Source organism: Janthinobacterium sp. CG_23.3 (assembly GCF_046115965.1).
GTDB lineage: Bacteria > Pseudomonadota > Gammaproteobacteria > Burkholderiales > Burkholderiaceae_D > Janthinobacterium.
This window is the reverse complement of record NZ_JBJXIB010000017.1, coordinates 1-22,085: the sequence shown is the minus strand read 5'-3', so window position 1 is coordinate 22,085 and position 22,085 is coordinate 1. Positions and strand designations below refer to the sequence as shown.

General features: G+C 64.2%; 21 protein-coding genes. 13 read left to right on the top strand and 8 right to left on the bottom strand.

Annotated features, from left to right (window positions below):
• The first annotated feature begins 645 nt into the window (after positions 1-645).
• Positions 646-2,667, top strand: a complete 2,022-nt coding sequence (locus tag ACFDR9_RS06795; protein WP_409030511.1) for a primosomal protein N' — start codon at positions 646-648, stop codon at positions 2,665-2,667.
• 79 nt (positions 2,668-2,746) lie between these two features.
• Here the strand turns inward: ACFDR9_RS06795 and ACFDR9_RS06790 are convergent, their stop codons facing one another.
• On the bottom strand, positions 2,747-3,646 hold the full coding sequence (locus tag ACFDR9_RS06790) for an ArgP/LysG family DNA-binding transcriptional regulator (RefSeq protein ID WP_409030510.1): 900 nt from the start codon (positions 3,644-3,646) through the stop codon (positions 2,747-2,749).
• A gap of 139 nt (positions 3,647-3,785) precedes the next feature.
• Between ACFDR9_RS06790 and ACFDR9_RS06785 the strand changes: the two genes are divergently transcribed.
• Together ACFDR9_RS06785 and ACFDR9_RS06780 are read left to right on the top strand one after the other, a co-directional pair.
• On the top strand, positions 3,786-5,225 hold the full coding sequence (locus ACFDR9_RS06785; RefSeq protein WP_409030509.1) for a dihydrolipoyl dehydrogenase: 1,440 nt from the start codon (positions 3,786-3,788) through the stop codon (positions 5,223-5,225).
• A gap of 159 nt (positions 5,226-5,384) precedes the next feature.
• Positions 5,385-6,512 (top strand): HD-GYP domain-containing protein, encoded by a 1,128-nt coding sequence (locus ACFDR9_RS06780; RefSeq protein WP_409030508.1) that lies wholly within the window; start codon positions 5,385-5,387, stop codon positions 6,510-6,512.
• Between the two features lie 56 nt (positions 6,513-6,568).
• On the opposite strand, the gene ACFDR9_RS06775 is transcribed toward ACFDR9_RS06780, so the two are convergent.
• The gene (locus ACFDR9_RS06775; RefSeq protein ID WP_017878350.1) at positions 6,569-7,051 is read right to left on the bottom strand and encodes an SRPBCC family protein; all 483 of its coding nucleotides are present in this window, start codon (positions 7,049-7,051) and stop codon (positions 6,569-6,571) included.
• Between the two features lie 249 nt (positions 7,052-7,300).
• Between ACFDR9_RS06775 and ACFDR9_RS06770 the strand changes: the two genes are divergently transcribed.
• Together ACFDR9_RS06770 and ACFDR9_RS06765 are read left to right on the top strand one after the other, a co-directional pair.
• Positions 7,301-9,361, top strand: coding sequence for a UvrD-helicase domain-containing protein (locus tag ACFDR9_RS06770; protein ID WP_409030507.1), 2,061 nt, complete (start codon positions 7,301-7,303; stop codon positions 9,359-9,361).
• 195 nt (positions 9,362-9,556) lie between these two features.
• Entirely contained in the window at positions 9,557-9,760 is a 204-nt protein-coding gene (locus ACFDR9_RS06765) for a SlyX family protein (protein WP_409030506.1), read from the top strand.
• Positions 9,761-9,789: 29 nt separating this feature from the next.
• Here ACFDR9_RS06765 and ACFDR9_RS06760 read toward each other — a convergent pair whose 3' ends face one another.
• Positions 9,790-10,704: a delta(1)-pyrroline-2-carboxylate reductase family protein gene (locus ACFDR9_RS06760; protein WP_409030505.1), complete on the bottom strand. Its 915-nt coding sequence runs from the start codon at positions 10,702-10,704 to the stop codon at positions 9,790-9,792.
• 9 nt (positions 10,705-10,713) lie between these two features.
• Positions 10,714-11,007 carry a proline racemase family protein gene (locus tag ACFDR9_RS06755; RefSeq protein WP_409030504.1) on the bottom strand — a complete coding sequence of 98 codons (294 nt, stop codon included), beginning with the start codon at positions 11,005-11,007 and terminating at the stop codon, positions 10,714-10,716.
• Positions 11,008-11,398: 391 nt separating this feature from the next.
• On the opposite strand from ACFDR9_RS06755, the gene ACFDR9_RS06750 reads away from it, so the two are divergent.
• The 7 genes from ACFDR9_RS06750 to ACFDR9_RS06720 all read left to right on the top strand — a co-directional run bounded on the left by ACFDR9_RS06750 (position 11,399) and on the right by ACFDR9_RS06720 (position 16,959).
• A complete protein-coding gene (locus ACFDR9_RS06750) occupies positions 11,399-12,106 on the top strand; it encodes a cytochrome c biogenesis CcdA family protein (RefSeq protein ID WP_409030503.1) in 708 nt (235 codons plus the stop codon).
• A gap of 1 nt (position 12,107) precedes the next feature.
• On the top strand, positions 12,108-12,620 hold the full coding sequence (locus ACFDR9_RS06745; protein ID WP_409030502.1) for a thioredoxin family protein: 513 nt from the start codon (positions 12,108-12,110) through the stop codon (positions 12,618-12,620).
• 187 nt (positions 12,621-12,807) lie between these two features.
• Positions 12,808-13,449, top strand: a complete 642-nt coding sequence (locus tag ACFDR9_RS06740) for a nucleotidyltransferase domain-containing protein (protein WP_409030501.1) — start codon at positions 12,808-12,810, stop codon at positions 13,447-13,449.
• Entirely contained in the window at positions 13,379-13,810 is a 432-nt protein-coding gene (locus tag ACFDR9_RS06735) for a hypothetical protein (protein ID WP_409030500.1), read from the top strand. Before ACFDR9_RS06740 ends, ACFDR9_RS06735 begins: the two co-directional genes overlap by 71 nt.
• Positions 13,811-14,147: 337 nt before the next feature.
• Positions 14,148-16,283 carry a M3 family metallopeptidase gene (locus tag ACFDR9_RS06730; protein ID WP_409030499.1) on the top strand — a complete coding sequence of 712 codons (2,136 nt, stop codon included), beginning with the start codon at positions 14,148-14,150 and terminating at the stop codon, positions 16,281-16,283.
• 179 nt (positions 16,284-16,462) lie between these two features.
• Positions 16,463-16,675, top strand: coding sequence for a VF530 family DNA-binding protein (locus ACFDR9_RS06725; protein WP_017878361.1), 213 nt, complete (start codon positions 16,463-16,465; stop codon positions 16,673-16,675).
• Positions 16,676-16,686: 11 nt separating this feature from the next.
• Entirely contained in the window at positions 16,687-16,959 is a 273-nt protein-coding gene (locus tag ACFDR9_RS06720; protein ID WP_017878362.1) for a DUF4404 family protein, read from the top strand.
• A gap of 69 nt (positions 16,960-17,028) precedes the next feature.
• Here ACFDR9_RS06720 and ACFDR9_RS06715 read toward each other — a convergent pair whose 3' ends face one another.
• The gene (locus ACFDR9_RS06715; RefSeq protein ID WP_017878363.1) at positions 17,029-17,520 is read right to left on the bottom strand and encodes a hypothetical protein; all 492 of its coding nucleotides are present in this window, start codon (positions 17,518-17,520) and stop codon (positions 17,029-17,031) included.
• 305 nt (positions 17,521-17,825) lie between these two features.
• Here ACFDR9_RS06715 and ACFDR9_RS06710 point away from each other — a divergent pair, with 305 nt between their 5' ends.
• Positions 17,826-20,093: a YgiQ family radical SAM protein gene (locus tag ACFDR9_RS06710; RefSeq protein WP_409030498.1), complete on the top strand. Its 2,268-nt coding sequence runs from the start codon at positions 17,826-17,828 to the stop codon at positions 20,091-20,093.
• A 56-nt stretch (positions 20,094-20,149) separates the two neighbouring features.
• Here the strand turns inward: ACFDR9_RS06710 and gloA are convergent, their stop codons facing one another.
• The 3 genes from gloA to ACFDR9_RS06695 form a co-directional block, all read right to left on the bottom strand.
• Entirely contained in the window at positions 20,150-20,542 is a 393-nt protein-coding gene (gloA, locus tag ACFDR9_RS06705; protein ID WP_409030497.1) for a lactoylglutathione lyase, read from the bottom strand.
• Positions 20,543-20,726: 184 nt separating this feature from the next.
• Complete coding sequence (locus ACFDR9_RS06700) at positions 20,727-21,029, bottom strand: putative quinol monooxygenase (protein WP_081611925.1); 303 nt, start codon at positions 21,027-21,029, stop codon at positions 20,727-20,729.
• Positions 21,030-21,234: 205 nt separating this feature from the next.
• Entirely contained in the window at positions 21,235-21,963 is a 729-nt protein-coding gene (locus ACFDR9_RS06695) for a hypothetical protein (RefSeq protein WP_409030496.1), read from the bottom strand.
• Positions 21,964-22,085 lie beyond the last annotated feature (122 nt).

The window sequence follows — 22,085 nt, the reverse complement described above, 5'->3', positions numbered from 1 at the left end:
AGGTTCGACGCGAGCTCGCGGCGCTAAAGTATATTTTTGTGGCAATTTTGCCGTCGTGCCCGCTGATTTGCGCGAGCGCAAGCTTTCTGTGGATAACTGGGGGCCGCGCGTGCGCCGGTCCGGCGTTGCCGGGCGTCATTATCGATGCGATTCCGGTATGAAAATGGCCGCTAATACCTCACTTATGCACAGAGAGCAAGAAAAATCACGACATTGCTTGTCTCCTACGAGGTGATTTGTAAGTAGTTGATTTTATTCGCTTATTTTTCGTCAATTCGGGCCCGCGGCGTCTCTAGCTGAGTTATCAAACGATGGTTTCCTTGCGTCAATTTCGCTTTGTCCACAAAGTTATCCACAGGCGCCAACGCTGCCGGGCGGCGCCGCGGCGCGTCCGTCGGGCCGGCGGCGGCGGTGCCCGCGCCGGCGTGGTGGGGTTGACGCGGAACAGGAAAACCTTCATTTCCTTGCTGCTACAATCGCGGCGCCGCCGGCCGCCCGAGCCGGGTGTTCGCGGGTGTTTTACCAGCAGTCGCAGTATGATGGCTGCGCTGGTCCAGCCCGCCCGCGCGGCGGATAAGCTGCATGGATAATTCAAGCAGCCCCGGCGCGCGCTTTGCCGCGCCCTTTTTCAGATTGGTAGCATAGATGGCGCAGTGCATTCTTAAAATCGCGCTCGACACCCCGCTAAACGCTTGTTTCGACTATCGCTGGCCGTGCGAGGCGGACGCGTGGCCGCAGGTGGGGCAACTGGCGCTGGTGCCGTTCGGCCGGCGCGAGGTGATGGGTCTGATCGTCGGGGTGTCCGGCGCCACCGAGGTGGCGGAGGCGAAGCTGAAGGACGCGCTGGCGGTGCGCTCGCAGTTGTCGCCGCTGTCGCCGCAATGGCTGGCGCTGGCCGGCTTTGCCGCCGATTATTATCAGCGCCCCTTGGGCGAGGTGGCGTTGCCGGGCCTGCCGAAGAATTTGCGCGTCTTGACCACCGTCGCGCTCGACCGCGCCATCAAGAAGCTGGCCAAGGACACCAGCGAGCACGACGGCACGCCGCTCGACATGCCGCGCTTGAACGGGGCGCAGCAGTTGGCGGCCGACGCCATCGGCGGCGCCAGCGGTTTCCAGCCGACCTTGCTGTACGGCGTCACCGGCAGCGGCAAGACCGAGGTGTATCTGCAAGCCTGCGCCCAGGTGCTGGCGCGCGAGGCCGACGCGCAGATCCTGATTCTGGTGCCGGAAATCAATTTGACGCCCCAGCTGGAGGGCAATATCCGCGCCCGCTTCCCCGGCGTGATGCTGGCGACCTTGCACAGCAGCCTGTCGGAGGGCGAGCGCATGCTGCACTGGTTGGCCGCGCACCAGGGCAAGGCCCGCATCGTCCTCGGCACGCGCTTGGCGATCCTGGCGTCGCTGCCGAACCTGAAGCTGATCGTTATCGACGAGGAACACGACCCGTCCTACAAACAGCAGGAGGGCTTGCGCTACTCGGCGCGCGACCTGGCCGTGTGGCGCGCCTGGCAACTCGGCATTCCAATCGTGCTGGGCTCGGCCACGCCGTCGCTGGAAAGCTGGCACCACGCCCAGTCGGGCCGCTACCGCAAGCTGGAGCTGCGCGAGCGCGCCGTCAAGAACGCGGTGTTGCCGCGGGTTAAATTGCTCGACATGGAGCGCGACCGCCCCAAGGACGGCCTGACCTCGCACCTGGTGGCGGCGTTGAAGCTGCGCATGGAGCGCGGCGAGCAGTCCTTGCTGTTCCTCAACCGGCGCGGTTATTCGCCGGTGATTTGCTGCGAATCGTGCGGCTGGATCAGCAATTGCACGCGCTGCACCTCATTCATGGTGTTGCACAAGCCGGAGCACCGCCTGCGCTGCCACCATTGCAGCCTGGAGCTGCGCATTCCGCGCCATTGCCCCACCTGCGGCAACGTCGACCTGCAACCGCTGGGGCGCGGCACCCAGCGCGTCGAGGAGGGCTTGCAGTTGCTGTTCCCCGAGGCGCGCATCCTGCGCATCGACGCCGACTCGACGCGCAAGAAGGGCAGCGCGCAGGAAGCCTTCGATACGGTGCACCGGGGCGAGGTCGACATTCTGATCGGCACGCAGATGGTGGCCAAGGGGCATGACTTTAAGAAGCTGACGCTGGTCGGCATCTTGAACCCGGACACGGCGCTGTTTTCGCAGGACTACCGCGCCAGCGAGCGGCTGTTCGCGCAATTGATGCAGGTGGCGGGCCGGGCCGGGCGCGCCGCGCAGACCGAGGGCGGCAGCGTGAGCGAGGTGCTGATCCAGACCCGCTACGCGCGCCATCCGCTGTACGACGCCGTGGTCAACCACGACTACGACCATTTCGCCACGTCGCTGCTGGAGGAGCGCGCCCAGGCGGCGCTGCCGCCTTATCTGTTCCAGGCGCTGCTGCGGGCCGAGGCGCCCGAGCTGGACACCGCGATCGCGTTTTTGAAGCTGGCGCAGGGCTGCGTCGCGCACCCGGCCATTACGATCAACGATCCGATACCGATGAGCATGACGCGGGTCTACAACGTCGACCGCGCGCAGTTGCTGGTGGAGTCCGCCTCGCGGCCGGCGTTGCAAGCGTTCCTGAAAGAATGGCTGGCGGCGCTGCGCGACATGAAAAGCCGCGTCAAATGGTCGCTGGAAGTGGACCCCCTCGATATTTAAGTTAGCGCGATGTCGTAGGTCGGGTGAGCCGGGACGGCGTAACCCGACAACGTTGGCGACAGGCTAACTGAACGTCACTTTACCCCGGCTGTACCAGGTAGCGCCGCGCGCTGCCGATGATTTGTTCCGACAGTAATTTGGTGAACGGCGCGTCCAGCGTCCACGCGTGCCAGCTCAGCGGCACGTCCAGCGTGCGCCCCGGTCGCAAATCCACCAGGCGTTCGCTGGCCAGCGCGGCGTTGGCCTGCTTCTGCGGTATCAAGCCGTAGGCCATGCTGCCGAGGATGCAGTCGCTCAGCGCCGCCGACACCGGCACGGTGTGGTGCGGAAACTGGCCGCGCATGTCGAGTTCCTGATGCAGGAAGCGCGCCAGCAGACGGCGGTCGCTGACGGCGGCCGGCGCCAGTTGCGCCGCCTCGGCCGAAAAGCCGTCGCCGAACCAGTGTCCGGCAAACATCGGCGTGGCCACGCAGACGTAGCGCATCAGGCCCAGCGCGGTCACGCTAGTGCCGGCGGCGTTGTCGGCCGACACTTCGGGCGCGCCCGCGATGCAACCGAACACGCTGCCTTCGCGCACCAGCCGCAGCGCGCTGTCGCTGTCGGCCAGGCGCACGTCGAGCTGGCAGCGCGGCGGCGACAGCAGCGCCGGCAGGCTGTCCTGGAACCACGTCGCCAGGCTGTCGGCGTCGAGCGCCAGGGCGATTTCCGGCATGCTGACGCTGTTGCCCAGGTCGATGTCGAGCGCCGCCTCCATCAATTTCACGTTGCGGTGGTGTACGATCAGGCGCTGGCCCAGTCCGGTCGGTACGGCCGGCTGGCCGCGTACGATCAACAGCCGCCCGCTGGCGTCTTCCAGCGCCTTGATGCGCTGCGATACCGCCGACTGCGTGATGCCCAGGGCCAACGCGGCCTTCTCGAAACTGCCGTGGCCGGCGACCGCTTCCAATACGGCGAGCGCCCGATAATCTAACTGTGGCATAAGCTGCGCTTATAAAATTTATTTATGATTAGCCATGCTAATACATCGTTGCCGGGAAGTAAAACGTAATGTAACGCAAAAGAGTAATATTCATCGGGGGAAACCGGCGCTACGACGCGGCTTGACACAAGGAAATGCAATGAAGACCATACAAGTGGATGTCGCCGTGATAGGCGGCGGAACGGCTGGCATGACGGCGTACCGGGCCGCGCGCGCCCGCGGCAAGCGCGTCGTCATGATCGAGGGCGGCCCTTACGGCACCACCTGCGCGCGGGTCGGCTGTATGCCCAGCAAGTTGCTGATCGCCGCGGCCGAGGCGGCCCACGCCGTGGCCGCCGCGCCGGCCTTCGGCGTCCATGCCGGCCCGGCGCGGATCGACGGCGCGGCGGTGATGGCGCGCGTGCGCAGCGAACGCGACCGCTTTGTCGGCTTCGTGCTGGAGAGCATAGACGGCATTCCGGCCGAGGATAAAATTGGCGGCTACGCCCGCTTCCTGGACGCGCGCCGCCTGCAGGTGGACCAGCATACCGTGGTCGAGGCCGGCAGCGTGGTGATCGCCACCGGTTCCACCGCGAGCGTGCCGCCGGACTGGGAAAAGGCCGGCGATAGGGTCATTATCAGCGACGATGTGTTTGACTGGACCGATTTGCCGGCATCGGTGGCGGTGGTCGGCAGCGGCGTCATCGGCTTGGAGCTGGGCCAGGCGCTGCACCGTCTCGGCGTGCGCGTGACGCTGTTCGCGCGCGGTTCCAGCGTGGCCCAGTTGAGCGATCCGCTGGTGCTGCAAACGGCCGCGCGCACCTTGTCGGAGGAGCTCGACCTGCGCTTTCAAACCCGCGTCACCGGCGTCGCCGCCGATGGCGCGGCGGCGCTGGTAAGCAGCGTCGACAGCGCCGGCAAGCAGCGCAGCGAGCGTTTCGACTATGTGCTGGCGGCAATCGGCCGCAGCCCGAACGTCGGCCGGCTCGGCCTGGAATTGACCGGGCTGGCGCTCGACGAACGCGGCGTGCCGCTGTATGACGGCGGCACCATGCAATGCGGCGACAGCGCCATTTTCATCGCCGGCGACGCCGACGACGAGCTGCCGATCTTGCCGGAGGCGGCCGACCAGGGCCGCATCGCCGGCGACAACGCCGCCCGCTACCCGCAAGTGCGGCCCGGCCTGCGCCGCACGCCGCTGACGGTGGCCTTCTGCGAACCGCAGATCGCCAGCGTCGGCGCGCGCCACAGGGACTTGTGCGACAGCCACGCCGGCAAATTCGCGGTCGGCGCGGTGTCGTTCGAGAACCAGGGCCGCAGCCGCGTCATGCTGCAAAACCGCGGCATGCTGCGGGTCTACGGCGAATTCGGCAGCGGCCGCTTCCTCGGCGCCGAGATGGTCGGCCCGCGCGCCGAGCACATCGGCCATTTGCTGGCCTGGGCTTGCCAGGCCGGGCTGACCGTGGCGGCCATGCTCGACATGCCGTTTTACCATCCGGTGGTGGAGGAGGGCGTGCGCACCGCGCTGCGCGAGCTGGCCAGCCATTTGTCCAAGGATGGCGCCGAGCAATTGTGTCAGGATTGCACGCCCGGCGCGTAAAACACACGGGCGGGTAGACGCCGGCCCCGCTTTCGACGATCATCTGGAGACGACACAATATTGATTGTGGGTAAGTATCATTAAACATTGCACACCTTGCCCCGCGGCGTATCTTAAAAATAAGCGCAGCCACGAGCGCAGGCGGGGCCGGGACCAGAGATGACACTACAAATACGACGCATTACCACCAGCGAGCTCGCGGTAGGGCAGCCGCTGCAATGGGACGTGCACGGTGAAAGCGGCGGTTTGCTGGTGAAGCGGGGCCATGTGGTGGCCAGCGACACGCAAATGGATTTATTGCTCGAACGCGGCTTCATCGAGGTCGACGACGGGTCCGTCCCAAGCACTTGCCAGGAGCCGCCGTCGACCTTGCGCATGCTCAACCTGGCGCGCGCGCAGTTGCACGTGGCGCTCGTCGATATCTTCAACGGCCAGGCCACTGTGCGCGAGAAGCTCGACGATGTCGTCTCCTTGATCGCCGATGCCATCGATGTGGACCAGGACGTCGCGCTGGCCTGCATCCTGCTCAACCAGGACGTCGGCCAGTACGCGACGCGCCACAGCGTCGACACCGCCGTGGTGGCGATGGTCATGGCGCGCGCGCTGAAAATGCCGCCGGAGCGGGTGGCGAGCGTGGCCCTGGCCGCGCTGACGATGAACGTGGGCATGCTGCAACACCACGAGCGCTTCCAGCACACCGCGGCGCCGCTGGCCGGGGCCGACCTGGCCTATCTGCGCGGGCATCCGCAGGCCGGCGTCGCGCTGCTGCGGGCGGCCGGCGTCGACGACGAGGACTGGCTCGCCTGCGTGCTACAGCACCACGAGAACGAGGACGGCACCGGCTACCCGCACGGCAAGACCTCGGCGCAGATCGGCGTCGCCGCCAAGATCGTCATGCTGGCCGACCGCTACTGCGCCCGGGTGTCGGCGCGCAGCTACCGCAAGGCCATGCTGCCGAACGCGGCGCTACGCGACATTTTGCTGGAGGGGAAGGAAACGGTGGACGCGCAACTGGCATCGGTGCTGTTGCGCGAACTCGGCATCTATCCGATCTGCACCTTCGTCAAGCTGCTCAGCGGCGAGATCGGCATCGTCACGCGCAAGGGGCTCAATTCAACCACGCCGCACGTGCTGTCGCTGATCAACCCCTGGGGCGGCAAGCTCGACGTGCCGCTGCGGCGCGACACCAAGATCGACCGCCATGCGATTCGCGAGGTGCTGGGCGGCGACCAGGCGGCGCTCAGTTTCCGGCTCGACCAGTTGTGGGGGCGCTCGGCCAGCGTGTAGGTCGGATGAGCGCAGCGTAATCCGACATGCTCCGCAGCGGCGCTCGCTCGCTTCGCCTAGTTCAGCAGCCCGTCCAGGCGGCCCTGCTCGGCCAGCTCGCGCAAGATGCGGATGGTGTCGATATCGGACTCCTGGTAGGCCGAGCGGCGGAAATCGTTGTACATCGCGTTGGCCGAGTCGGTCGCCTCGTCCTGGCCGTCGTCGTATTGGAAGCGCACCCACAGCGTGTCGGCGGTCGGCGCCTCGATCGTCATCACCAGGCTCGACGCGCTGATGTCCTTCTGCGGCGCCACCTCGTAGCGCACCTGGTGCGGCGGCGACAGCTGCACGCGGTCCTGGATGACCAGCTCGCCGTAGCGCAGGCTGCGCTTGAAGCCGCTGTCGTCGCGCGCGCTGATCTCGCACTCGTCCAGATGCGGCACGAACAGCTTGGGCGACTCGGCGCGCAGCACCAGGCCGCGCCACAATTGCTGGTCGCTGAGGGTGTCGATCAGCGGGTTCATGGGGTCGTTAATCTCGATCAGGTGTTCAAATTTCATTGGATTGCCGTCAAATAAGTGGAAGCGCGCAGCGCCCGTCGGGGACAATGGTAACGCACCGGCGCGCCGGGCCGTTAGCAAAGCGCTCAATTTGCCTGTTCAATGGCATGCTCAATGTAGAGGATATCCGCCCAACGTCGATTTTATCAATGGCGGCCGGGTGCCGCTTGACCTAGCTCCAGCTTGGCGCGCGCGGTTTTGCTGCTGATACAATGGGGCGTCGTCCTCCGTCCCCGAAAACCCCTCCCGATGTCCACAGCACCCCAGTTCGGCCTGAACGTTCCGCAAAGCGAAGCCGTGACCTACCTCGACGGCCCCTGTCTGGTGCTGGCCGGCGCCGGCTCGGGCAAGACGCGCGTGATCACGCAGAAGATCGCCCATCTGATCGAGGACCGCGGCTACGATCCGCGCTCGATCGCCGCGCTGACCTTCACCAACAAGGCCGCGCTGGAGATGCAGGAGCGCATCGCCAAGCTGCTCAAGCAACCGCGCCAGGCCAAGCAGCTGACGGTGTCGACCTTCCACTCGCTGGGCGTCAAAATCCTGCGCCAGGAGGCCAACGGGGTCGGCCTGAAGGACCGTTTTTCGATCATGGACAGCGACGATTGCTTTGCGCTGGTGCAGGACTTGGCGATTACCACCGACAAGCAGTTGATCCGGCGCATACAGAACGACATGTCGCTGTGGAAAAACGGCTTGATCGACCCGGACACCGCGCTGCACCAGGCCAAGGACGAGGACGAGGCCCAGTCGGCGCGCATCTACCGCAGCTACGTGGCGACGCTGTCGGCCTACCAGGCGGTGGATTTCGACGACCTGATCCGTCTGCCGGTGGAATTGTTCCGCAACAACGACGCGGTGCGCGACCGCTGGCAGCGGCGCCTGCGCTACCTGCTGGTCGACGAATATCAGGACACCAATACCTGCCAGTACGAGCTGGTCAAGCTGATGGTCACCGGCATCGGCAAAAAACCGATGTTTACCGCCGTGGGCGACGACGACCAGGCCATCTACGCCTGGCGCGGCGCCACCGTGGAAAACCTGAAGACGCTGGAGGTCGACTTCCCCGACCTGCGCGTCATCAAGTTGGAGCAGAATTACCGCTCGACCATGCGTATCTTGAACGCCGCCAACGCCGTCATCGGCAACAACCCGAAGCTGTTTGAAAAATCGCTGTGGTCGGAGCACGGCCTGGGCGAGCCGATCAAGGTGCTGGGCATGCAGAACGACGACCAGGAGGCCGAGCAGGTCGCCATCATGATCTCGGCCGACCGTTTCGAGCGCAAGAACAAGTATTCCGACTATGCGATTTTGTACCGCGGCAACCACCAGGCCCGCGTCATCGAGCAGTGCCTGCGCAAGGAGCGCATCCCGTACACGATTTCCGGCGGCCAGAGCTTCTTCGACAAAGCCGAAATCAAGGACATCATCAGCTACCTGCGCCTGTTGGCCAATGAAAACGACGACCCGGCCTTCATCCGCGCCGTCACCACGCCCAAGCGCGGGGTCGGCATGTCGACGCTGGAAGTGCTGGGGGCGTTTTCCAAGCAATGGAATTGCTCGCTGTTCGAGGCGTCCTTCAAGGGCGGCCTGGAAGCGTTGTTGCCGGACCGCCAGTTGCTGCCGCTGCGCCAGTTCTGCACCTTCATCAACCAGCTTGAGTCGCGCGCCAGCCGCCCCGGCCCGTCCGGCAGCGGCGAGAACGCCGCCGCCGTGCTCGACGACATGATGAAGGAAATCAACTACGAATCGTATCTGTACGACTGCTTCGACGACCGCCAGGCGCAAAGCCGTTGGCAGAACGTGCTCGACTTCACGATGTGGCTCAAGGAGCGCGGCTGCGGCGGCAAGGACAAGTCCGGGCCGGAGAAAAACCTGCTGGAACTGACGCAGATGGTGGCGCTGATGACCATGTTGGAGGGCCAGGACGAGGAGCCCGACGCGGTGCGCATGTCGACGCTGCACGCCTCGAAGGGGCTGGAGTTTCCGCACGTCTTCCTGGTTGGCGTCGAAGAGGGCATCCTGCCGCACAAGGGCGACCCGGACGCGCCGGCTGAGAGCATGGGCGCGCGCATCGAGGAAGAGCGGCGCCTGATGTACGTTGGCATCACGCGGGCCCAGCGCACGCTGCGCATCACCTGGTGCAAAAAGCGCAAGCGCGCCGGCGAGCAGGTCCATTGCGACGTCTCGCGCTTCATCAAGGAAATGCAGCTCGACGTCGGCGACGCCGTGCCGACCGAGGCCGAGACCATTTCGCCGAAGGAGCGCCTGGCGCGCATGAAGGCGCTGTTGGCCGCGCCGAAAGTGTAGCGCACGGCGCGAACGCCAAGATGATCGGCAAGAAAGCCATGTATTGCCAAGCGCTCGACGACATCATCGTCCGCGGCGGCGTTTATCTGGAATAGCGCTGGCGCAGAGGCCGGCGGAGGGCTGCTTCCAGCATAATTGGCAAGCTACCGCGACCGCGTAGCGTTAAAATGCCTGCTTTATCGCCAGGAGCACGCCGTGGGTAACGAAGACCGTTTTATCGACATTGAAATCAAGCTGGCGCACCAGGAAGACATGGTCGAATCGCTGAACCAGCTGGTCTACGAACAGCAAAAGCGCATAAACAAGTTGGAGGCGATGTGCGGCGCGCTGGCCCAGCGCATCCGCGACAATTCCGACGGCGGCGCGAACCCCGTCAACGACAAGCCGCCGCACTATTAATCACCGCGGTAACCGGCCGCCGGGCGGGCCTATCCGCCGAGCGCCACCCGGGCGGCGGCCAAGTCCCACGCCGCCTGTCCCACGGTCTTGAAAACCGGCACGAGCGCCGGACGCGGGCGCTGGCCGGACAGCAGCGCCGCCAGTTCGACGACGCCGTTCCAGTCGGCCTTGGCCTGGATCAAGTCGCCGGCCTCGTGCCGTGCGCCGGCGAGGTCGTCGACCACGATTTGCCGGCGCCGCAGCAGTTCCGGCGGAAACTCCGCCATGTCGGGCTTGAATGCGCCGACGCCGACCGCCAGCGTATGCGCGCCAACATCGACTGGAATCACCGGCGTCTTCGATGTCGTCAGCGCAATCACGACGTCCGTTTCCGGCAGCTCGTGCCGCAGCGAGGCGGCCTCCAGCGCAATGGCCTCGACGCCGGCGTGGCGCCCGCGCAAAGCCTGGCAAAACGCCTGCGCGCCGGCCGCGCTGGTACCGGCGACGCAAAAGCGCGCCACGCCGAAGAACTGTACCAGCGCGTCGACGTGCGCCGCGGCTTGGGCGCCGGTGCCGATGATGAGCACGGACGCCGGTCTGCACGGGGCAAGGGTGGCGATGCCGAGCAGCGTCATCGCGGCGGTGCGGCGCGCCGTCACGGTCGGCCCGTCCAGCAGGGCCAGCCGGCGCCCGGTCGCGGTGTCGAACACCACGACCTCGCCCTGGATCACCGGCAGCGCGTGGCGGGCGTTGTCCGGGTGTACCGTCACAAGCTTGGTCACGCTGATGTCGGCGGCGACGGCGGGCATGCACAACAGCACGCTGGCGGCGTCGACGGGGACGACCAGCCGTTCCGGCGCCAGGATGGCCTTGGCGGCCAGTTCTTGCGCCGCCAGCGCCAGCGCCGGGACCAGTCTGGAATAGGGCAGCGCGGCCGCCGTGTGAGTGGGATCGAATAGTTGCATGGAATGCGCCTAGCGTAGGAAGAAGCCGGTGGGGAAGGGATCGGAATCTTCCAGCACCCACTGGTTGAAGCCGGCGATGTGGGCGTGGCCGCTCACTTCGGTGATCGCGGCGTCGAAGGCGCCGACTTGCAGCGTGTCGGTGACGCGCACCTCGACACTGCTGCCGACGATAGCCTTCAGCCAGGCGCGCTTGTCGAGAATGGTCGCGCCCGGCACCGGCGGCATGCCGGAGACGAGAATGCGCAGGGGCTCGCCGCCGGTGTGCGCGTCGATGGTGTGGATGGTCCGTGTATAGCTGAGCATGGCCGCCTTTTAAGCAATCGGTCGCAGTGGTGGAGAGAATGCGGGAAGTTGAACATCGTTCAAATATCTGCTCGTATTGTACGTCTACGGGCATCGCCCCAATGACGAGGCGGAGCCGCCTAGCCATGCTCGTCCACGGCGAATGCGCGTTGGCTGCGGCTGACACACTACTGATACGCGATGAACAAAACGCCGAACAAGTGCTTCAACATACGGGACGCCTTGCTGGGCAATGCCTGCGTTATAGCCGAAGTTGGCGCGCGCTTTGTATCATCGTGTATCCGCCCGCGGGCCTGATACAAAACATTGCACTGAGGCGGCAGGGAGACACACGGCAGATACGCTGGCCGGTTCCAATACTCCCATCCCAATGCATTCACGGAGTTCCACCATGCACAACCTGATCGAAGCGCCGCTGGCCCTGCTGGCCGGCGTCATCACCATCGCCTCGCCCTGCGTACTGCCGATACTGCCGATACTGCTCGGCACGGCGGTGGCGCAATCGAGCCGCGTGCGCCCGCTGTTCATCGTGGCCGGCTTCGTGCTGACGTTCGCGGCGCTGGGCATGCTGCTGGGCGTGGTGTCCAGCCGTATTGAACTGGCCCACGAGGCGCTGCGCAACGTCGGCATCGCCATGCTGGCCCTGTCCGGCCTGTTCCAACTGTGGCCGCGGCCGTACCGTTGGCTGATGGCGCGCGTGGACGGCCCCTTGCAGCGCTTGGGCGCCGGCGGCGGCAACGCCGGGCCGGGCAAGGCCGGCGGCTTCCTGCTGGGCATGTCGCTGGGCGCGGTATGGACGCCCTGCGCCGGCCCGGTGCTGGCCTCGATCCTGGCGTTGGTGGCGCGGGCGCAGGACGTCAGCTGGTCGGCCCTGCTGCTGTTGCTGTACGCGGTAGGCGCCGGCATTCCGATGCTGGTCATCGCCTACGGCGGCCAGTTTATGCGCGGCCGGGTGCGCCAACTGGCGCGCCACACCGGGCGGCTGCAACAGTTCTTCGGCCTGCTGGTGCTGCTAAGCGCCTGCGCCATCTATTTCCAATACGACGTGCTGGCATACGCCTGGCTCGCCGACGTATCGTTAACCCTGAAAGGACTTTGACATGCTCTCACTGATGAAAACCCTGCTGACCACGGCCGCGCTGGCCGGCGCCGTTGCCGCCCAAGCCGCCGCCCCGGTGGCGGCGCCGGAATTTACCGGCATCGACACCTGGCTCAACTCGGCCCCTTTGAGCATGCAGCAACTGCGCGGCAAGGTGGTGCTGGTTGATTTTTGGACTTATACCTGCATCAACTGCATCCGCACGCTGCCGCACGTGAAAAGTTGGCACGCCAAGTACAAGGACCAGGGCCTGGTGGTGGTCGGCGTGCACACGCCGGAATATCCGCACGAGCGCTCCACCGCCAACGTCACGGCCGCGCTGAAACGCTTCGACATCCAATATCCGGTGGCGCAGGACAACCGCTACGCCACATGGGGCGTCTACAACAACCGCTACTGGCCGGCGACCTACCTGATCGACAAGGGTGGCAAGATCGTCTATTCGCACTTCGGCGAGGGCCAGTACGGGGAAACCGAAGCGACCATTCGCCGCCTGCTGGCGCAGCCAGGCTGATGCCGGCTGAGGGTTGAGGTGCAACAGAATGGTCATACGACTTCAACCTGCCACATTTTTGGTCGTGTTGACGCCTAATCCGGTTTCCGTTGTGTTTCACCGGCCGGCGCCCCGGATTTTGCCGGCTGTTCGTCGTCATCTAGCCTGGTGTTTGACAATACCCATAATGGGTATTAACATACCCATTATGGGTATTTATACAGACGCGCTATTCACGAAAACGCAACAACGGGTGCTGGCGGTGTTGTTCGGCCAGGCACAGCGTTCCTTCTACGCCAACGAAATCATCCAGCTCGCCGACTGCGGGTCCGGCGCGGTGCAGCGCGAGTTGGCCCGGCTGGAGCGGGCCGCCTTGGTGACGGTGCGCCGGATAGGCAACCAGAAGCATTACCAGGCCAACCACGAAGCGCCCATCTTCGCCGAGCTGCGCGCCATTGTCGTGAAGACCTTCGGCGTGGCCGACGTGCTGCGGGCTGCGCTGCAGCCGCTGTGGCCGCAAATCGAGCTGGCCTTCGTCTACGGCTCGTTGGCCAAAGGTGGCGAACACGCCGGTAGCGACGTCGACCTGATGGTGGTCGGCGTACCGTCGTCGAACGCGCAGCTGCTCGACACGCTGCTGCCGGCCCACGCCCAATTGGGGCGCGTGGTAAACCCGACCTTGTATACTCCCGAGGAGTTCGCGCAGCGGGTACGCGATGGCAAGTCCTTCATGCTGCGCGTGTTGGAACAGCCAAAAATGTTCATCAAAGGAAGCGAACATGACATCAACCGGCTCGGCGGCGCTGGCGAACCTGGCGCGCATCGGCAAGCTCAAGGCGGAGCCGCCTGACGCGCGAGAGCGCGCCGGCCTGCTGCGCTCGGCCGCGGTTCGCCTGCTGGACGCGCGGCAGGCGACGCTGTCGCTGGAGAGCCGCTTCGACTTGGCCTATAACGCCGCGCACGCCGGCGCATTGGCGGCGCTGCGCGCGCGCGGCTACCGCAGCGACAATCGCTACCTGGTGTTCCAGTGTTTGGAGCACACGCTGGGCTGGGCGCCGGCGCGTTGGCTGCTGCTCGACCAAGCTCACAAAAAGCGCAACCTGGCTGAATACGAGGGCGACCTCGACGTCACCGAGGGCTTCGTGCTGGAGTTAATCGAACATGCCGCGGCGCTGATCGCGGCGGCGCAGGCGCTGGACGGCGCTTGCTAGAAGAGACATTGGACGAATCCGGCCGGACTATGGGGCGGACTGTGCAATAAATAGTGGCCACTGTACTGATGTAGATTGCTGCCCCAGATTCCGGTAATCCAGACCTTAGCTTGGTGGCGCACTGGACGGGTTTGGGAGTGGGAATGGTTTGGGGGCTGCTGCTTTTCCAATGCTTCGCCTTAGCCTGCGATCCGCTGGGCAGGCATTGCAGGTGATCGCCGCGTCCATTTCCATCGTTGCTGGTGACGCAATGGTGTCGTGCTGCTATGATTTGGCGCTTAGCCCGCCATAGTTCGACACTATCGCGACCTCCGTTGTAGTCCCCATGAAAGATGCTATGGTCCGTCCTCAAATGCTCGTCCTTGCCGCCAGTATGTTGCTGGCCCATGTTGCCCACGCCGCGCCAGCGGCCCCCGCCGCCATGATCGAAGCCGCCAACCCCTTCTTCAAGGCCAGCCCGCTGCCCTTCCACATGCCGCAGTTCGACCAGATCACCAACGAGCACTACGCGCCGGCGTTCGCCGAGGGCATGCGGCGCCAGTTGGCCGAAGTCGAGGCGATCGCCAACAACCCCAAGCCGGCCACCTTCGACAACACCATCGTCGCGCTCGAACGCAGCGGCCAGCTATTGAACCAGGTCCGCCCGGTGTTCGAGAACATGTCCGGCGCCAACACCAACGAGGCGCTGGAAGGCATCGAGCGCGACCTGTCGCCGAAGCTGGCCGCCCACAGCGACAGCATTTTGCTCAACGCCAAGCTGTACCAGCGCGTTAACAGCTTGTACGCCAAGCGCGACAAGCTGGGCCTGAACGCCGAGGCGAAGCGCGTGCTGGAACGCTACCACACCGATTTCGTGCGCGCCGGCGCCAAGCTGTCCGCCGCCGACAAGGAAAAACTCAAGGTCTACAACGGCGAGCTGGCCGCGCTGGCGACCGCCTTCAGCCAGAACGTGTTGAAGGAAACCAATGCGCTGGGGCTGGTGGTCGACACCCGCGCCGAGCTCGACGGCATGACCGCCAGCGATATCGACACCGCCGCCGCCGCCGCCAAGGCGCGCGGCCTGGACGGCAAGTTCGTCATCGCGTTGACCAACACCACCGGCCAGGCGCCGCTGGCGGTGCTGAGCAACCGCGCGGTGCGCCAGCGCCTGCTGGAGGCGTCGATGGCGCGCGGCAGCCGCGGCGGCGAGTTCGACAACCGCGCCATCGTCACCAAGCTGGCCAAGCTGCGCGCTGAACGCGCGGCCCTGCTCGGTTATCCGAACTACGCGGCCTACGCGCTGGAAGACCAGACCGCCAAGACCACGCTGGCCGTCAACACCCTGTTGGCGGATCTGGCCAAGCCGGCCGCCGCCAACGCGCGCCGCGAGGCGGCCGATTTGCAAGCCATCGTCGACGCCGAAAAGGGCGGTTTCCAGGTCGGCGCGGCCGATTGGGCGTTTTACACCGACAAGTTGCGCGCCGCCCGCTTCAATTTCGACGAAAACCAATTGAAGCCGTATTTCGAGTTGAACAGCGTGCTGAACAACGGCGTCTTCTTCGCCGCCACCAAGCTGTACGGCATCACTTTCAAGGAGCGCAAGGATTTGCCGGTCTACGACCCGGACGTGCGCGTGTACGACGTCATCGACGTCAATGGCAAGCCGCTGGCGCTGTTCATCGCCGACTTTTACGCGCGCAGCAACAAGCGTGGCGGCGCCTGGATGAACGAGTACGTGTCGCAGTCCAAGCTGCTGGGCAACCTGCCGGTGGTGGGCAACCACTTGAACATTCCCAAGCCGCCGGCCGGCGAGGCGACGCTGATGACCTTCGACGAGGTCAACACGCTGTTCCACGAGTTCGGCCACGCGCTGCACGGCATGTTTTCGGACGTGACCTATCCGCGCTTCGCCGGCACCAGCGTGCCGAGCGACTTTGTCGAGTATCCGTCGCAGGTCAACGAAATGTGGGCGCTGTGGCCGGAAGTGCTGCAAAACTACGGCAAGCACTACCAGACCGGCGCGCCGATGCCGAAGGAGTTGCTGGACAAGGTGACGGGCGCGAAGAAGTTCAACCAGGGCTTCATGACCACCGAGTATCTGGCCGCGTCGCTGGTCGACCAGCGCTGGCACCAGTTGACGCCGGCGCAAGTGCCGAGCGATGTGCTGGCGTTCGAGGCGGCGGCGCTGAAGGAGGCCGGCGTCGATTTCGCGCCGGTGCCGCCGCGCTACCGCACCACCTATTTCTCGCACAGTTTCTCGGGCGGCTACTCGGCCGCGTATTATGCTTACCTGTGGAGCGAGAAGCTGGACGCGGAATCGGTGAATTGGTTCAAGGAAAACGGCGGCCTGCAGCGCAAGAACGGCGACTGGTTCCGCCAGAAGCTGCTGGCGCGCGGCGGCACCAATGACGCGCTGCAGTTGTTCCGCAACTTCCGCGGCCGCGACGCCAAGGTCGACGCCTTGTTGGAGCGCCGTGGTTTGGCCGGCAAGTAAACCAGAGGCGTGAGTCCGGGGTCAGACCCTCAGAGTCCGACCCCGGCTCTGCGCCGTTGGTTTTAAGCGGGGCGGCGGCAACTCGGCGCCGCCGCGACATGTCGCGCGGCGATGGATTTTTGGCAAACTAGTACTTCAGCGGTATGGGCGTTATCAATAAATATGAGTAAGATGGAACTATGAACGAGCAAGATTTGAACGGCGTGACATTGGAAGCGATCGTAACGCGGCTGCAGGCGCATTACGGCTGGGCCGAGCTGGCCAAGCGGATCGACATCAACTGCTTTATCAGTGACCCGAGCGTCAAGTCGAGCCTGAAATTTTTACGTAAGACGCCGTGGGCCAGGGCGAAGGTGGAACAGCTCTACCTCGGCACGCAGTTTACCAATTGACTGGAAAAAGCATGGACACCAATCTGAAGGCATCGTTAAAAAACCTGCACGCGAAATTGGCGGTCACCGGTCCCGTCGATGAAGAGCTGCAGGAATTGCTGTTGCAGCTGGACGGCGACATCAAGCAATTGCTCGACAAGCGCGTCGCCGACGCGGAGGACAGCACCACCTACGGCCTGGCCGAACGGACGCAGGAAATCTCGGCCAAGTTCGCGGTCAAGCATCCGCAACTGGAGCCGGCTTTGCGCGAGCTGGGCAATATCCTGTCCAGCATGGGCATCTAAGCCGCCAGCATAGCGGCGGGGCCGCCGGCCCCGCCATCGCTAGCGCTAGCTCTAGCGCTACGACAGCCACTACGGGAACGCCAGCATCGGCGGTTCCTCGCCGCCGAAACTGATTTCGGGATGGCGTCTTTCGATCATTTCCTCGATTTCCTTCACGCGCCGCACCGGCACGTCGACGATCAGCAATACCTGGCCGGCGGCGATCGGCGCGCTAAAGCGCGCCAGGCGCGAGTTCGGCACCGCCGCCGCGTTCATGCCCGAGGCCCACGCGCCGAAGATGGCGCCGCCCAGCGCCGCGATCAAGATCGCCACCGTGCGCAGGGTCAGCCCGTCGGGCGGGAACAGCGCCAGGAAGATGCCGGCGCCCAGCCCGGCCACGCCGCCGATGAGCATGCCCAGTTGCGCGCCGTGTACCAGGTCGGTCTTTTGCAGCGCGTTCAAGTCGGGCATGTCGGGCAGCAAGGTGCCTTCGCGCGCCAGGAAGTGCATATGGCGCTCCTCGATGCGCGCCAGCAGCAATTCGTCGAGCATGGCGCGGCCGCTGGCTACGCTGGGTAACATAAAGTAGAGTCTGCGTCGCATGGTGATCTCCCGGTAAAGGTGGCCCTGCATTCGTTATAGTCGGCAAAATAACAAAATGCAAACATCATTTGCGCCACCGGGCCGGGCCGCCTTTTTTCTTGGGTTAACTTCACAAGTGATTGAAAAATAAACGTTTTTTTCGTAAAATTGGCGCGGAAACGACGCCGGTCCGGGCCACGGCTTGACATTTCCGGTACAATTCGTCCCATATGAGCTCCCCTACCAATTTATTTGCGACCGTTCCTAAACGGTCTGCCCGCGCTGCCGTTGCGCCTTTCCTGCCGATGTCCCGCGCCGAGATGGACGCGCTCGGCTGGGATACCTGCGACGTGATCCTGGTCACCGGCGACGCCTACATCGACCACCCCAGCTTCGGCATGGCCCTGGTCGGCCGCCTGCTGGAGGCCCAGGGCTTCCGCGTCGGCATCATCAGCCAGCCGGACTGGCTGTCGGCCGAGGCCTTCCGCGTGCTGGGCAAGCCGAAGCTGTATTTCGGCATTACCGCCGGCAATATGGATTCCATGGTCAACCGCTACACGGCCGACCGCAAGATCCGCTCCGACGACGCCTACACCGCCAACGCCGAGCCGAACAAGCGGCCCGACCGCGCCGTGACCGTCTACGCCCAGCGCGCCCGCGAGGCGTATGCGGACACGCCGATCGTCATCGGCAGCATCGAGGCGTCGCTGCGCCGCATCGCCCACTACGATTACTGGTCCGACAAGGTGCGCCGCTCGGTGCTGCCCGATTCGAAGGCGGATATTCTGCTGTTCGGTAACGCCGAGCGGGCGCTGGTCGACCTGACCCACCGCCTCGCCGCCGGCGAGGACATCAAGAACATCCGCGACTTGCGCGGCACCGCCTTCATGGCGCCGCCTGGCTGGTTGCCGGCCGACGATTGGTCGGTCGCCAATTCGACCCGGGTCGACGTGCCCGGCAAGGTCGACGCCCACCACGACCCCTACGCCATGGCGCAGGAAGACAAGACCGTCTGCGCCACCGACAACGCGCAGGGCGCGCCGGAGGTGATCAAGCCGATCCGCATCATGTCGCGCGAGGAGCGCCAGGCGCTGGCCAAGGAGCAGCACGACAAGACCGTGGTGCGCCTGCCGGCCTACGACGTGGTCAAGGACGACCCGGTGATGTACGCGCACGCCTCGCGCGTGTTCCACCTGGAATCGAACCCCGGCAACGCCCGCGCGATGGTGCAGGCGCACGGCGAGCGCGACGTGTGGATCAATCCGCCGCCGCTGCCGCTGGCGATGGACGAGATGGACGGCGTCTACGACATGAACTACGCGCGGGCGCCGCATCCAAGCTATGGCAAGGCGCATATCCCGGCCTGGGAAATGATCCGCTTCTCGGTCAACATCATGCGCGGCTGCTTCGGCGGCTGCACCTTTTGCTCGATCACCGAGCACGAGGGGCGCATCATCCAGAGCCGCTCCGAGCCGTCTATCCTGCGCGAAATCGAGCATATCAGGGACAAGACCAAAGGCTTCACCGGCACTATTTCCGATATGGGCGGCCCGACCGCGAACATGTACCGGCTGGCCTGCAAGGACAAGGAGATCGAAGTGTCGTGCCGCCGCCTGTCGTGCGTCTACCCGTCGATCTGCGTCAACCTGGGCACCGACCACAGCAAGCTGATCTCTCTGTACCGCAAGGCCCGTGCGATTCCCGGCATCAAGAAAGTGTTGATCAGCTCCGGCCTGCGCTACGACCTGGCCGTGCGCTCGCCCGAGTACGTGAAGGAACTGGTCACGCACCACGTCGGCGGCCTGCTGAAGATCGCCCCCGAGCACACCGAGGAAGGCACCCTGTCGAAGATGATGAAGCCGGGCATCGGCGCCTACGACGAGTTCAAGGAAATGTTCGACCGCTTCTCGCTCGAAGCGGGCAAGAAGCAATACCTGATCCCGTACTTCATCGCCGCGCATCCGGGCACCACCGACCTCGACATGCTGAACCTGGCGTTGTGGCTGAAGAAAAACGACTTCAAGCTCGACCAGGTGCAAACCTTCATGCCGACGCCGATGGCGATGGCGACGACGATGTACCACACCCGCAAGAATCCGCTGCGCAAGGTGACGGCCGATTCGGAAGTGGTGGAAACGGCCCGCAGCGGCAAGATCCGCCGCACCCACAAGGCCTTCCTGCGCTACCAGGACCCGGCCAACTGGCCGATCCTGCGTGAGGCGCTGGTTGGCATGGGCCGCGGCGACTTGATCGGTAACAGCGACAAGCACCTGATTCCGGCCTGGACCTCGTCCGAGTCCGGCGGCCTGGCGGCGGGCGAACGCAGCCGCCAGACGTCCGGCGCCGGCACGCCCGACAAGTTCAAGGCGCCGGTCGGCAAGAGCCGCATCGCGCTCGGCGGCACCGCCGCCGCGCCGAAGGTGACGGCGGTCGAATCGAAAATCCGGCCGTCGATCCTGTCGACCATCAAGAGCAAGGCCAAGCCGGCCGCGCCCGCGCCCGCCGGCAAGCCGGGCGCCAAATCGACGCGCGGCGGCGCCGGCACCGGCGCCGCCCGCGGCGGCCGCAAGTAAGCTGCCGGGGGCGCGGGAGTGTTTCCGCGCGCCCGGCAGCTCGCCAATACAGTACCCTACATGGACGGCTTGCGTTCGATCAACTCGATTTTGTAGCCGTCGGGATCGGTGATGAACGCGATCACCGTGTCGCCCCCTTTGACCGGGCCGGCTTCGCGTGCGACCGCGCCGCCGTTGGCGCGGATCTTCTCGCAGGCGGCATACGCATCGGGCACCTCGATGGCGATATGCCCGTACGCCGTACCCAATTCGTAGTGCTCGACGCCGTGGTTGTAGGTCAGTTCGATCTCGGCGTGGTCGGGGTTGTTCCCGTAGCCCAGGAAGGCCAGCGTGTAGTCCTGCCCCGGCTGCTCGGTGGTGCGCAGCAGCAGCATGCCCATGACCTTGGTATAGAAATCGATGGATCGCTGCAGGTTGCCAACGCGCAGCATGGTGTGAAGAAGTCTCATGTCTTGATTTGTCGAGTACGGTGTGGAATATCGAGATGTGGGCACTGGGTGCCGCACGCCGCACGCCGCGCGCCTCGGACTGCGGCGTCATGGCCAACGGGCACAATGGCGACCGGACCGTAATCCGACGCGCCTGTGCCGCGTGCTTGGCTCATCCGCCTGCCTTGGGCGGAAACTTCTTCTTTTAGAAGGCTGGCTTTGGGCCCGGTGTTTCATACGTCAACAAGTCTGCTTCGCCTTCGATCAGGAAGGGCAGCTTTTCCGCCAGTATTTTGAAATACGGCGTGTCGAAATGTTCATCGAGATCGGCACGGCTCTTCCACAGCTCAAAAAACATGAATTGGTTCGGCTCGTGCGGCGCCTGCAGGAAGTCGTAACGCAGGCAACCCGGCTCGGCGCGCGATAGCGGCGTGAGCATTGCTGCCAGTTCAAGTAAGGCCGGGGCGGCGTCGGGCCGGGCGGTGAAGGATGCGGAAAGAACTAACATATGTGCTCCTGGTATGAATGGTGCTGCTTAATGTTGGAATCCAGCGGCGCCGTCAGACACCTTTCTGAATTAAAGGGAGGGAGTAATAGCCGGCCACCGGTGGTCGCGCCGGAATAACTCCCTTGCTGATTGAGCGGAACGCATAGTAACTTACATTCTCATTAAAATGAATGTATTTTATCCAACCGTGCGCGCCGTTTCTCATTTAAAAAACGTCAATTTCCACCATGTCAACCGGAACCGCGCTCTCGTTTTTTAATGAAACCTTCTCGCTGGTTTCGGACCATTTGAAATTGCCCGATTCAAAATCCCACAGCCGGTCGGGATTTTTATCCGTTTTTTCGCGCAGACGTCCAGCGGAAATGGCGAAAAGAGCCGAGCCTGCCGGACGGATGAACGACTCGGTCGATTCGCCGGGGGCGAGCGTCAGCTTGTAGACGCGGGCACGCGAGTTTTCCATCGCGAGTGTAAATGGTGCGGCTCGACGCGGCGCCGCCGCCGCGGGTGTAGCCGGCGCCGCCGATAACAACTCCATTGCAACCAGGTGCAAGGGCTTTTCGCCGGAAACGATGACGCGGTGGGAATATTCGCCCTTCGCCGTTGATGTGAAACGTACCGATCCGGCCGGGAACGAAACGGCTGCCGGTTTTGCGCCAAGCACGTCGTTGGTAATGTCGACGTTTTTGAACACGACGAGGAAATTATCTTCCCGATGCTCGTGCATTAAAGTGGCATTGCCGTTAGGCAAATTCACTTCATACATGCGCACTTTGCCGTTGTCGAATTTGACCTTGTGATTGGGTTCCAATTCCATCGAAACCGATTCACCCGGGGCTTGCGCGGAGCTGGCAACGGAAGAAAACGCGCCCAATAAGCAAGTGAGCAATACGGCGCTAGTATGGAAAACGGCTGTGGCTTGAATTTTTTTTGACATGTTCGTCTTTGATTGCTGATTAAATTTTATTGTGACTATTCAGCCTGAGCGTACAGCGTAGAAAGTTGTTGTAAACGAATCGTGGATAACGCATCATGCGTGCATGCCACCAAAACCGCCCC